The 12,323-nt window shown below is 44.1% G+C and carries 15 protein-coding genes and 2 pseudogenes; 5 read left to right on the top strand and 12 right to left on the bottom strand.

The window, feature by feature from the left end:
- Positions 1-101: 101 nt before the first annotated feature.
- The 8 genes and pseudogenes from KSW37_RS13985 to KSW37_RS14015 all read right to left on the bottom strand — a co-directional run.
- Complete coding sequence (locus tag KSW37_RS13985; protein ID WP_254368671.1) at positions 102-770, bottom strand: GNAT family N-acetyltransferase; 669 nt, start codon at positions 768-770, stop codon at positions 102-104.
- Between the two features lie 37 nt (positions 771-807).
- Positions 808-1,086, bottom strand: a complete 279-nt coding sequence (locus KSW37_RS13990) for a DUF1294 domain-containing protein (protein ID WP_217314952.1) — start codon at positions 1,084-1,086, stop codon at positions 808-810.
- Between the two features lie 100 nt (positions 1,087-1,186).
- The gene (locus tag KSW37_RS13995; RefSeq protein ID WP_217314953.1) at positions 1,187-1,627 is read right to left on the bottom strand and encodes a ribonuclease H; all 441 of its coding nucleotides are present in this window, start codon (positions 1,625-1,627) and stop codon (positions 1,187-1,189) included.
- A 2-nt stretch (positions 1,628-1,629) separates the two neighbouring features.
- Positions 1,630-2,001 (bottom strand): DNA alkylation repair protein, encoded by a 372-nt coding sequence (locus tag KSW37_RS16075; RefSeq protein WP_254368674.1) that lies wholly within the window; start codon positions 1,999-2,001, stop codon positions 1,630-1,632.
- Positions 1,902-2,309 carry a DNA alkylation repair protein gene (locus KSW37_RS16080; protein WP_254368672.1) on the bottom strand — a complete coding sequence of 136 codons (408 nt, stop codon included), beginning with the start codon at positions 2,307-2,309 and terminating at the stop codon, positions 1,902-1,904. The genes KSW37_RS16075 and KSW37_RS16080 overlap by 100 nt, the downstream gene beginning before the upstream one ends.
- A 2-nt stretch (positions 2,310-2,311) precedes the next feature.
- Positions 2,312-2,980 carry an AlkZ-related protein gene (locus KSW37_RS14005; protein ID WP_217314954.1) on the bottom strand — a complete coding sequence of 223 codons (669 nt, stop codon included), beginning with the start codon at positions 2,978-2,980 and terminating at the stop codon, positions 2,312-2,314.
- Positions 2,981-3,017: 37 nt separating this feature from the next.
- Positions 3,018-3,650 (bottom strand): HAD-IA family hydrolase, encoded by a 633-nt coding sequence (locus KSW37_RS14010; protein ID WP_217314955.1) that lies wholly within the window; start codon positions 3,648-3,650, stop codon positions 3,018-3,020.
- A gap of 16 nt (positions 3,651-3,666) precedes the next feature.
- Positions 3,667-3,846, bottom strand: a pseudogene (locus KSW37_RS14015) (DUF1653 domain-containing protein); the annotation flags it as partial.
- A 698-nt stretch (positions 3,847-4,544) separates the two neighbouring features.
- Between KSW37_RS14015 and rhuM the strand changes: the two are divergent.
- Positions 4,545-5,811, top strand: a pseudogene (gene rhuM / locus KSW37_RS14020) (RhuM family protein).
- A gap of 75 nt (positions 5,812-5,886) precedes the next feature.
- Here the strand turns inward: rhuM and KSW37_RS14025 are convergent.
- Complete coding sequence (locus KSW37_RS14025; protein WP_217314956.1) at positions 5,887-6,462, bottom strand: AAA family ATPase; 576 nt, start codon at positions 6,460-6,462, stop codon at positions 5,887-5,889.
- Positions 6,463-6,970: 508 nt separating this feature from the next.
- On the opposite strand from KSW37_RS14025, the gene KSW37_RS14030 reads away from it, so the two are divergent.
- Positions 6,971-7,237, top strand: a complete 267-nt coding sequence (locus KSW37_RS14030; RefSeq protein WP_367397516.1) for a hypothetical protein — start codon at positions 6,971-6,973, stop codon at positions 7,235-7,237.
- On the top strand, positions 7,234-7,626 hold the full coding sequence (locus KSW37_RS14035) for an SLOG family protein (RefSeq protein ID WP_217314957.1): 393 nt from the start codon (positions 7,234-7,236) through the stop codon (positions 7,624-7,626). Before KSW37_RS14030 ends, KSW37_RS14035 begins: the two co-directional genes overlap by 4 nt.
- Before the next feature lie 181 nt (positions 7,627-7,807).
- Here KSW37_RS14035 and KSW37_RS14040 read toward each other — a convergent pair whose 3' ends face one another.
- On the bottom strand, positions 7,808-8,551 hold the full coding sequence (locus KSW37_RS14040) for a sulfite exporter TauE/SafE family protein (protein ID WP_217314958.1): 744 nt from the start codon (positions 8,549-8,551) through the stop codon (positions 7,808-7,810).
- A 136-nt stretch (positions 8,552-8,687) separates the two neighbouring features.
- On the opposite strand from KSW37_RS14040, the gene KSW37_RS14045 reads away from it, so the two are divergent.
- On the top strand, positions 8,688-9,611 hold the full coding sequence (locus KSW37_RS14045) for an AraC family transcriptional regulator (RefSeq protein WP_217314959.1): 924 nt from the start codon (positions 8,688-8,690) through the stop codon (positions 9,609-9,611).
- A gap of 149 nt (positions 9,612-9,760) precedes the next feature.
- The gene (locus KSW37_RS14050) at positions 9,761-10,603 is read left to right on the top strand and encodes an aldo/keto reductase (protein ID WP_254368673.1); all 843 of its coding nucleotides are present in this window, start codon (positions 9,761-9,763) and stop codon (positions 10,601-10,603) included.
- A 471-nt stretch (positions 10,604-11,074) separates the two neighbouring features.
- Here KSW37_RS14050 and KSW37_RS14055 read toward each other — a convergent pair whose 3' ends face one another.
- Both KSW37_RS14055 and KSW37_RS14060 read right to left on the bottom strand, forming a co-directional pair.
- Positions 11,075-11,272: a hypothetical protein gene (locus KSW37_RS14055; protein WP_118119579.1), complete on the bottom strand. Its 198-nt coding sequence runs from the start codon at positions 11,270-11,272 to the stop codon at positions 11,075-11,077.
- A gap of 109 nt (positions 11,273-11,381) precedes the next feature.
- A complete protein-coding gene (locus KSW37_RS14060; RefSeq protein WP_217314960.1) occupies positions 11,382-12,242 on the bottom strand; it encodes an aldo/keto reductase in 861 nt (286 codons plus the stop codon).
- Between the last annotated feature and the right edge of the window lie 81 nt (positions 12,243-12,323).

Consider the following 12,323-nt stretch of genomic DNA (forward strand, 5'->3'; position numbering starts at 1 on the left):
GGACCAACCGTAGGCGCACAACGGGTTACGGCTGAAAGGCAAACCTCGGGATGAGTCTTGATTGCCTCCAGTTTCTTGCCTTCCAAGGCACCATGAAAATACTAGTTCACATCATCATCTGATGCGAGTGACAGGGGTAAACCATAAGGCTTGCCGTCTTCGTCAATAAAACTGACAGTTATATACGGAGCCTTGTGCATTATTTCCAAAGCCCACTCACTATCCATTGCTCTTGATTTCTTTCTCATTTTTTTTAATCCTTTGTACTTAAATACTTTAACCATATCCTTGTCGCCACCCACGAGTTGGCTACATTTATTCAACATACCTGTATCGATGAAACCGCATTTCTCCATGACTCTTCCTGATGCAGGATTTCCGGTGAAGTGGTCTGCCCAGATGTTTTCAAAATGCTTCTCGTTGATGCAGTAGTCGAGCATCAGTTTCAAGGCTTCGGTGCAGATTCCCTTGTTCCAATAAGGTTTTCCTATCCAGTAGCCCACCTCACAGTCGTTTTCTCCGATAGGAATGTTGCTGGCTTCATGGGTGTAGTAGCCGATGCAGCCGATAGCCTCACCAGTCTCTTTCAACACAATCGCCCATGTCGTTTCATTATGGAAGAATGTCCGGATTATCTCCCGACTTTCCTCTACTGACTTATGTGCTGGCCATCCAGCACGTGGTCCTACGTCAGGGTCTGAGGCGTACTTGAATAGTGCCTCTGCATCAGATTCCAGCCAATGGCGGAGTAAAATTCTTTCTGTTTCCATCAGATTATATCAATGAAATTCTTCGTTCTTTATTTTATTATCTATTCATGTGTAAATACGCCATCAGCGCAATCTGTATCAGGAGAATAGCAGGAATGCCGTATTTGAATTTCTTGTGCATCGTCTTATGGTGCCAGACTTTCATTCCCATCCATGCCCCGATGCTTCCTCCAAGTACAGCCAGCAGCAAAAGCGTGGCTTCCGAAATGCGCCACTTGGCTTTCTTAGCCTTGTATTTGTCAATGCCGTACACGATGAATGTAACTGCATTGATGGCAAGGAGATAGTGGGCGAGATAACTATGTAATGTGTTCATGCTCAATTTTCTGTTGTTACTTCTTTATTCTAAATAACCGGAAATCCTTAATGACCTTAATGACCGTGACCTTAATGACCGGAAAAACGCCCCTAAACATTCATTTGTTTTTCTGATGAAACTCCTTCCTTGTCTTGGCCATTGCTTCCGTAGCCCTATCGTGGGTTTCTATCAGCAATGGGCTTTTGTGGTATTGCACAATCTTGACTCCGACAGAGTTGTGCCTATTCTTTTCCTCGATGCATTGAATGATCAAGTCCGGATTTGCCGACTTTGATGTTGGAGTCTTGTCAAAGTTCTGAATATAGGCAGCGTTGGTCAGGAAGAGAATGTCGGAACCTTCCGGGATTTCCTGCATTACCTTCACCATGAGGGTTAGCATCATGCGGAACTCCGTGGTGTGGAAATCGCTGATTACATCACGGCTGATGATGTTGCCGTCATGCACAATCACAACGGCAGCACCACCAGCTCGCTCTTTATGGCCATAATCACATGAACCACCTATCCAAACGTAATATGTAGAAGTATCTTGTGTCATAATTATTTTGTCTTCAATGTCCGCAGATATTCCTTCTGCTCGGGCGTGATTCTGTAGCTCTCGATGGCCTTCTGGATGGTCTTGTTGTGCGTCCAGGGAGCAAGGCGGTTTTGTTCGATGTAGGGAATCGCCTGGTCCCATTGCTTGGCAAGGGCGGTGGCGAAGAACCAGGCTACCATCATCTTTACGTAATACTCTTCGCTCCTTACTGATGCAGGAATTTCAAGATATTCTGCCTTGAAGTCTTTATCCAGGTAATGAGACATAAGTGTCTCTATTCCAAAGCGACAAGTATAAACGTGTGACGATTTACTACAAGTCTTAATCTTCGCCAACAGCTCCTTCTTGTGTTTGGCAAACACCTTCGGAGACATGATGTCGCAAACTGCCCAGTTGTCCACGAATGGCAGGAAACTGTTGTAAGACGAATGCATTCCTCATAGTCCTTCACCTCGGAGATGAGGAGACCGTGAAGCATGTTCTCATCGTAGTATTCATGAGGAAGCTGCTGAAGGAATTCCTTGCATTCTGTCTCCTTTGTAAATTCTTTTGCAAACTTGCGAAGCACAGGCACACGAATGCCTATGAAACTCTCCACAGGCACTCCCGGTGTCAGTTTGGCTTGGAAAGCAGCATACTGCTTATCCTGCATGGCGAACAGTCTTTCTTGAAGTAAAGTCATTTTTATCCTATTAATTTAATGATCTGTTTATCCGAAGCATCAGGCAGAATTTCTTTCAGATGCTCGAAAATCCTCTGATAAGATTCCAGGGGAGTTCGGTTGCATTGGCAAGCCTCCCTGCCATAGAGATCTTCGGGAGTATTGAGCAACGACCATCCCCAGCCATATTCGTGATTGTGCTTGTCACGAGGATAGATGAAATCCTCGGTCACGATGTAAGTCGCCATTTCCAGTCGGATGAGATAACCGTCAAACTTGCTTCTCATTCCCTTGCCGGTGAAACCGCAGGCTGCCCGAAGTTCTCTTGTGATGAGACTGCCTGTAGATTGAAGCGTGCTGAGAATGGCTCCTTCTATCGATTCTTCATCCGGACGGGGGAATTTGCTTCTTCTGTAGTTGCAGAAGTCCGGCCACCATTCCTGGCTGATGAATCCTGCTTTCTTGTTAAAAAACTTTCCGTACATACACGGCATTTCCTGCACAATCTCACCCTTCCATTTCCATAGCGGCCAGTCCCAACCGCCTTCAGGAAGTCTTACGTAACCGCAGTCATCTGCTACGATGTCTTCGGCAGAGAAGCCTTCAATGCCACTATCAAGGAGAGGGAGGAAGCCGATCTGCTGAATCAGCTCCATCATGCCTGTTGCTGAATATATTTCAGGAAAGTTCATAAGCTTTGTTGTATCAATAGTCATCATACCTATTCTTTTACACTATATTCTTGATAATTTCTTGCCATTCCTGATGTTCTTCCAGATGATTGGTCTTTACCAGTACGCTCTGAAAACCAAAACGCTTGCCAGCTTCGGCATTCTCTGAGCGGTCATCGAAATAGAGGGTGGTGGCAGGATTCAATCCTGTCTGCTGCGTCATCTCTTCATAGATTTCGATAGATGGCTTTTCCTTTCGCATGGCGTATGAGAGGAAGACTTCATCAAACAGCTCGTCTGTGGAATATCCCAGCTGATTCATCTCACTAACTGATTTCTGCCAAAGCGTATCGTTGATGTTGCTGAGCAGATAGACCTTGTACCGCTTCCGAAGCTTGACCAATGTCTCCAGTCTTTCCACGGGCAGATTGCCACACAACTCTTCCAGGACTTTCTCAATATCCCCGGTTGTGGTTCCTTTGCGGCAAAGGCTCAGCATCTCTTGCAAAGTTTCAGCTTCCGCTACCAGACCATTAATATATTGGTGCATCAGTCTCTTGATCTTGCGGACATGGATTAGTCGCTTGAACGCCGTAACGCCCAGGCTCTCCATGGCTTTTACAACAGAGGCATCATCAATGTTCACGATGACACCTCCATAATCAAAAACGAGTGTTTCTATCTGTTTCATGTTCATTTTTCTGTTGTTAGAATTTATCTATTTCCGTGAAACGATTAAAAGTCCTGCCTTCCCTTGTTACTTTCCCGAAGAACATATCTTCCGGTCTTACCCAATAGGCTTGGTCTCCATAGAGAGCTTGATAAACCACCATGCGCTCCTGAGTCTCGGAGTCGAAGGCAGAATGGATGAACTTGTATTTACCGCCCTTAAAGTGCTTCTAATCATTTGATAATGATGCGCCTGTAATCTAGGGAGATAAGCCATGCTCAAAGTCCCATATTAGGCAATATATCTGCAAAAATACAAAAAATATTCAGAAAAGTGATTTTATGGATGGATTTTGTTTGCAGGGCGAACTTGATTTAACCTTATTTTATAAGATAGAGGGATATTTTGATAATCTGAAATCCTTAATGACCGAAAATGACCGGACTCTTTGGGGGTTGAAAATGATAATGACCCTTAATGACCTTGACTCTTAATGACACGCTAGATGAACTTGTGCGTTTCATCTGATATAGGTTGCACGTATGTCTTAATATATTGGTTATTAGTGTTTTTATGACTGAGGAGGGGCATTTTTAACCCTTAGAAGAGGGGGTAAAATACCTTCCTACCCCCCCATATTTTGCATTTTTCCGTTAAATAACGTGATAAATTCTTTGCTTTGCCAACTTTTTTATCTTTGCTGTCCTCTTCTTCTGTAATAACGTAAGGCGCACTGGCATATTGCGTCGTCTTGATAAGTGATAAAATTAATTTATTCTGACATGTTTCTTTCTTTTTGCATAAATAACATTAAAAATCATACTTCTTATAAATGATTAGGGGCGATTTTCATCTTTTTTTGTATTTTTGCTATTCAATATTGTAGAACGTCAATACAAAAGAAACGGAAAAGATATGGATGAGAATAATGTGCCTGACATGCGTCCGACATTCGAAGAAATTCGGAAAGTGGATGATAACGGGAAAGAATACTGGAGTTCACGCGAACTTTGTAATGCGATGGGCTATTCGGGATATTGGAAATTCCAGAATGTAATAGACAAAGCAATCAAGGTTGCCAGTGAAAAAGGTATGGATATAGATGACCATTTCAACTACGTGGTTGAAATGGTTAAGTTGGGTAGTGGATCTTTTCGCAAGGTCGAAGCTTTCCATCTATCCCGTATGGCCTGTATGATTATTTCTGAGAATGCTGATTCAAGGAAGTTATTGGTGAAGCAGGCAAGAGCCTATTTTTCTCAATCCGTATCTACAACCGAACTTATGCGGAACTCACTGGAATCCTATATCTTACTGTATAAAACTGCACAGGGTGAGACTCGCATTGAAGTGATTTTCAACAACGAAACTTTTTGGATGTCACAGAAAAGGATGGCTGCTTTGTTTGGTGTTGATAGAGCAACTATCACTTATCATATTTCTCAGATTTATGAGTCTGGTGAATTGCAAAGAGAGGCAACTTGTAGAAAAATTCAACAAGTTCAACTGGAGGGAGAGCGTGATGTTGAGCGTGCTCCTTTGTTCTACAATCTTGATGTAATCATTGCTGTTGGTTATCGAGTGAACAGCTATCAGGCAACCCAATTCCGTATATGGGCAACCTCTGTATTGAAGGAGTTCATCATTAAGGGTTATGTCTTGGATGATGAACGTCTGAAACAAGGTAAGCACTTCGGCAAGGACTATTTTGACGATTTGCTGGAACGCATCCGTGAAATCCGCACTTCTGAACGCAGATACTACCAGAAGATAACTGATATTTATGCAGAGTGTAGTGCAGATTATGATGCAAAGGCTGAAAGTACCAAACTCTTCTATAAGATGGTGCAGAATATGATGCACCTGGCGGTTACCAATCATACGGCAGCCGAGATTGTTTATGAGCGAGCTGATGCGGAAATGCCTCACATGGGCTTGACTACATGGAAGAAAGCACCGGATGGAAGAGTTCAGAAATCTGATACGATAGTGGCAAAGAACTATCTCGTGCAAGACGACACATTGTTACTACGATGGAGGATTGGAAGAATCGCCTGAAGCTGAGTATGAGAAATATAAGGTTATTCAAGACCGTTCCTATATCTCGGATTTCGACCGATTCAATAGTGGAAATGATGATGATACTCCATTGCTTCCATTTGACATTGATCCAAAAGAATAGGGGTTGAGTATGGCGCTTGAATTATGTCATAGTAGTAGTACCAGAGAGTGTGTGAGTAGTGTTATTCTCCGTTCATCACCACTTCATGGCCTCCTGGGGAAGCAACGGAATGGCTCCATAGCGTCCTAAAAGATAACCCTTGCGAACATCTTCACGAGGCTTGAATTCTGCCAAGAATGTAAGATGTGATGCTCCATCCTTTCCCTTCTCGACAAACCAGACTTCACCAGCTCTGATAAGGTCGAGGTTGAGCAGGATACATTCATGGGTAGAGAAGATGAGCTGAGTGTCTCTTCCAGACTCCAGTCCTGAGAAATAGCACTCTAAGATTTTCTGCGAGAGCATCGGGTGCATACTGCGGTCAATCTCGTCGATGAGATAGTCAACTTCATTTTGCTTCAAATCGATGAACATTGGGATGAAGTCGAGCAATCGAATGCTGCCATCTGATTCTTCGCTCAGATCAAAAACAACCTCTGTGCCGGAAGTTAGATTTCTGTGAATAGCCTTCTGCTTGTAAATCTCATATCCTCCGTTGGCATTTACCTCGAAAAGAAGCATTTCGCCTCCAACTGTGGCAGCCATGCTATACGCCTTGCCGTTCTTTGCCTTGCTGAGTATGTTATCAAGTAAATCGGAAGATAAGTTCACATTCTCTTTCTTGATTTTGTACAGACGTACGTCTGAAATGCCCGTGTTTCCCTTTTAATGCTTCGCCCACGCCATAGTCCAGTAAGCATGAACAGTTAGCCAGGGTGTTGTTCTTTCGCAGGCCGATTCTATCGACTTACGAAGGAACAACACCCTGGCTTTTTAAACTGTTGATACTTGCTTGTACTATTCCCACCCGGCTTTTCTGTCCCTGCAGTCATTCTCTGTTATACTTTTTCTACTTACTGAAACCTGAAGGCTTTGATTCCGTATCGTCTTTGGGATTTCGGGATTCTTTTTCTGCAAAGTTATCGCGTATTTGGCAAATAGCAAGTCGTGATTCGGTAACAATCTTCCTTTTCCATGTAACATGCAAAAGAGTATTCTTCCCATCAGACTTGCCTTGTACGCACTTTGAAAAGCAGAAAAAGCTTCCCGATCCCAAGTCCATAAGGACTATCCGCTCTATTCCCAGGATAGCAAGAAGAAGGATGCAGTTTGTATCGCAGTGTTTTTCATCGGCAATGCTCGCTGGTACATTTTTGAAGGACAGCGAGAGAATGACGATTTTGTGCTCTTTGGCATCGTTGTAGGTCTGGCTGAGATAGAGTACAGCTACATTTCTGCCAATGAAATGGCAAGTGTGGAGTTGGACGCAACCAAGTTCGGACTCGGCAAGGTCAGAGTGGAGCAGAGAAAGCCATTCCAGCCATGTCTGCTTTCTGAAATCATCGACAGAGTGTTGCAGTCTTTCCTCAGCAGACTTTACGATTGAAAACATTTCTCGAAGCTTACGAGCATGGCATCAGTAATTTTATTTCGGGATTCGCCATCGGTATTGACCTGATGGCAGCCCAGATTGTGCAGTCTCTGAAACCTTCCTGCCCAGGAATGACGCTTACCGCAGCCATTCCTTTCAGAGGTCAGGCAGATAGGTTCAAGCCCGGCGACAGGATGGTTTATGATGGATTGATGGCTTCTGCAGATGAGGTGATCATCCTTTCAGAATACTATTACACCCGATGTTTTCTTGACCGGGACGAGTTCATGGTTGAGAATGCGTCCCTTCTCATTGCCTTCTATGATGGGAGAGAGAAGGGTGGAACTTACTACACTTTCAAGAAAGCCAACTGTTTGGGCATTCCGGTTGTGAATATATATTGAATAACTTGCTAAATATTAAGCTTATGAATGAATTTGTTGACATCATCGTTATCTACATCGTTCTCCGTGCCATCCTCGCCTTTCCTGGGCGCTTGGGTGGCATGGAGACGGACGCAACGATTTCAGACGAGACCGATAAAAGGATTGGTCTCAATAGTTTTGTGTACTGTTTCTCAATGACCTATACGAGCATCATTGCTACAGAAAGTATTGTGACAATCTGGATGAATCTTCGGAAGGCTTTTTCTGGGAAGAGTTTTACCAGACGGATTCCGAGCAAGGCTCCGATTCCAATTACCGGTAGCATCAGGAGGTTCAGTGAGAACGAGCCCCAGGTGATATTGTCCCAGGCAAAGATTTGGAAAGGAACTTTCAGCAGATTGACAACGAGGAAGAACCAGGCGTTAATGCCGATGTATTCCATCTTCTCCTTGCGCATCGAGAGCAGATAGACTGACATTACCGGTCCGGCAGCATTGCCAATCATCGTGGTGAAACCGCCGAGCAGACCGAAGAGGGCAGAATACCACCATTTATGCATCCATCTGTTTTCCTTGCCGAATATTTCGCTCCAAATCATCACCGCCATCGCCAGGGCGAGCGTCCAACCCATCAGTTGGCGGAATCCCTGTGCCGGGACGAGCTTGTCAACAAAAAGTGCTACGAGAAAGCCTAATAAGGCTGTTGGCAAGAGCTTTGCTACTACTTTCCAGTCGGCTATGCGCTTGTAGTAAGCCACAGCCATGATGTCGGCCATGCAGAGCATCGGCAGGATAACGCCTGTTGATTCCTTGGCTCCAAAAGCCATTGCCATGTAGGGCACGATAAGGAGCATCATTCCCTGCACACCGGTTTTCGACATTCCTATGCACAATGCAGCCAGTGCCAGGATTGACCATTGAAATACGGATAAAGTTTCTAACATTTTCTCTCTTCTTTTAATTTGTTTCTATTCTATTTTTATTTGTGGGTGCAAAATTACGGCTAATCTCGCACAATATTATCCATTATATTTGCGTTATCATAGTGGATATTTGCACAAACGCAGATAAATGGAGATTATGCCTATATTAGAACGAAAGATTGCGCACAAAATGACAACCTTGTGCAGCCATATTACTTATCCGGAGTTCGTTCTGCCCCTGCATAAGCATGCGGAGTATGAACTCATGATTTTCACCCACGGCAGCGGAAAGCAGTTCGTGGGCGAGGGTGTTGCGCCTTATGCTGAAGGCGATGTGGCATTGATTGGAAGCAATGTTCCGCATCTTCATCTTTGTAAAAGCCGGATGAAGAGTGGGGAGAATGCTGGGAAAGAAGAACTTAAACCAGGGCTTGAAACAGAACTTGAAGATAGGCTCTATAGTAGTGGCGAAGCCATCCAGTTCAGTCCCGATCTGTTTCCTTCGTCTCTTTTGAATCTACCCGATTACGCCCATATTTCAGAGCTTCTTTCAAAGAGCCAGTATGGAATACGGTTCTATGATGAGGGTTTGTATGATGAACTCTTAGAGATGATGAAGGCTTTCGATTCATCCACCCACACCTCACGGCTTATCATCCTGCTCCAGATTCTCGACCGTCTGCATCATTGCAAGGAAACGCAACTCTTGTCATCAACAGCTTATAACAATGCCAACAGACAACCCGAGTTGGAGGAGCCTGTCGGCAGAATCTACACCTATTTATATAATAACTTCCGTGAGAAGGTGGTGCTGAAGGATGTTGCCGATTTTGTAGGTCAGAATCCGACTTCGCTTTGCCGCTATTTCAAGAAATCCACCGATAAGAGCATCTTCCAGGTATTGGCAGAAATCCGTATCGAATACGCCTGCAAGCTGCTTGCCAATTCTGATTTGACCATCACAGAAGTGGCTTTCAGTTCCGGCTACAATACGCCGACTCTCTTCTTCGAGCAGTTTCAGAAGATCATCCATCTTACTCCTGCAGAATATCGCAGGGAAATCAATGGGGCTGCCAAATAGAGCAGATTAGCTGTTGAACATCTGCAAAATCTAAAGACTTTGCAAAGATACACGATGATATTGCAAACATACAGAACTTTGTTAAGCGGAAAAGTCAGTAACTTTGCACCGTCAAAAGAATAGTTGAAATTTAAAAGATTAGTTTAATTATGGAAAAGGAAATATTATTGAATAATGGAGTGAAGATTCCTACACCGGGTTTCGGAACGTTTCTTACTCCTGATGGAGCAACCTGCGTTGAAGCAGTAAAAGCTGCCATCGCTGCAGGCTACACCCATATTGACACCGCTGCTATCTATAAAAATGAGAAGAGCGTGGGCGAGGGAATCAAGGAAAGTGGAATCAAGCGTGAGAATCTCTTTGTTACCAGCAAGGTTTGGAACACGGAGCGTGGTTACGACAAGACCTTGAAGGCGTTTGACAAGACTTTGAGCGATTTAGGTCTTGATTATCTCGACCTCTATCTCATTCACTGGCCAGCCAATAAACTTCAGTTTGGAATGGAGGCAGATCATCTGAATGTAGATACTTGGAAAGCGATGGAGCGTCTTCATGAAGAGGGCCTGATTCGCAGCATCGGTCTTTCTAACTTCATGCAGCATCATGCAGAGCCAGTAATGGCGAAGGCAAACATTTGTCCAATGGTTGACCAGATAGAGTATCATCCTGGATTCACCCAGAAGGAGTGTGTTGAGTTCTGCCAGAAGAACAACATTCTTGTGGAAGCATGGAGTCCATTGGGAAGAGGTAATGTCTTGGATAATCCTCTCTTGAAGTCGATTGCTGCCAGCCATGGCAAGAGCGTGGCTCAGGTAGTTATCCGTTGGGTGATGCAGACAGGCGTGCTGCCACTGGCAAAGTCGGTTACTCCAAGCCGAATCAAGGAAAACATCGATGTATTCGACTTTGAACTCTCTCAGCAGGAAATGTTTGAAATCACATCGCTGAAGGCAGACAGAATAGGTTCAGACCCCGATACATGTGACTTCTAATATGGTATGGTTTGGAGTGAAATGCTCTTAAAACATATAAGATGAAAATGTAAAAAGTTACGGAGATAATTCATATTCTCCGTTACTTTTTACTTAAAACATTCACTTTTGGTGTTATTGAGTTTCCCTCAGTTCTTCTATGAGATTTTCAAGAATATAATCATCGCTCATAAGCTGTAAACCATATTTGGGGTCAGACATCTTGAATAACTGGAAATCCTTAATGACCTTAATGACCGTGACCTTAATGACCGGAAAACGCCCCTAAACATTCATTTGTTTTTCTGATGAAACTCCTTCCTTGTCTTGGCCATTGCTTCCGTAGCCCTATCGTGGGTCTCTTTCAGCAATGGGCTTTTGTGATATTGCACAATCTTGACTCCAACAGAGTTGTGCCTTTTTTTTTCCTTGATGCATTGAATGATCAAGTCTGGATTTGCCGACTTTGATGTTGGAGTCTTGTCAAAGTTCTCAACCTATTACATTCCTCTTCCTCAGCAGCTCGCGAGCTTTGCCTGATATTTCCATGTCGTTGAGGGGATATCCCAGTCTCAAACACTCGAATATCGCTTCGGTCGCTATTTGCCTGTATTTTTTGCTCACGTTCATAAGATACTGCAGAGCTGTTTGACCGTTTACCAAATATATAGTCGATAATTTTTCTTCCATAATTCTCCATTCTAATGATTTTTATGCAAAAATACACCAATTATTTTGAAATAACCAATTTTTTAGCGAAATTTGTCATATAAGAGTGAGCTCGTTTCTAAGAGTCTCTTTATTCTGTAGGTTTCACCACAGCTCTCCACTCCATAAACTGCTTGGTTGTTTCTCCGCTATGATGGTCGAGGAAGAGACTATGTGCGGTGTCGAGCGCAGCAATCTTTTGCATGTCCTCAGCATCAAGTTCGAAGTCGAAGAGATTCAGATTCTCTTGCATTCGTTCCTTATGAACAGTCTTCGGGATGATGATTACATCGCTCTGCAGCAGCCAGCGCAAGGCTACTTGTGCAGCAGTCTTGCCATATTTCTCGCCAATCTGGGTGAGGGTAGGGTTGGTAAACATTCCGTTCTGACCTTCTGCCAAAGGAGCCCACGCCATGAGCTTGGTGCCAAACTCATCCATGTACTTTCGGGTCTCGTGCTGCTGGTTGAACACGTGTGTCTCCATCTGGTTCACCATCGGCGCAATCTCCATGTTGGAAGCCAGGTCTATAAGATGATCAGGGAAGAAGTTGCTCACTCCGATGGCACGAACCTTTCCTGCCTTGTAAGCTTTTTCCAAGTCACGATAGGCACCGTAGCGGTCGCAGTAAGGCTGGTGGAGGAGCATCAGGTCGATGTAGTTGGTCTGCAGTTTGCGCAGACTCTCATCGATGCTCTTCATAGTCTGTCCGTCGCCATAGTTGGAAGGCCAGACCTTGGAAACGAGGAAAATCTCATCACGATTCACACCGCTCTTCTTCCATGCGTTGCCCACGGCTTCCTCGTTGAGATAAGCCTGTGCCGTATCTATCATCCGATAACCCACGCTGAGCGCATCCAGCACGCAACGCTCACACTCATTAGGTTCCACCTGATAAACACCGTATCCAAGTTGTGGCATTTCCACGCCATTACTTAACTTTATCTTCTTCATAATCTATATGTTTTAATGTTCGTTATTCCATTCTTCCATATTTCATTTCCACGCCCTCTTTATCATACTGCTTGCGCTTGC

The sequence above is a fragment of the Segatella copri genome (assembly GCF_019127135.1).
Lineage (GTDB): Bacteria > Bacteroidota > Bacteroidia > Bacteroidales > Bacteroidaceae > Prevotella.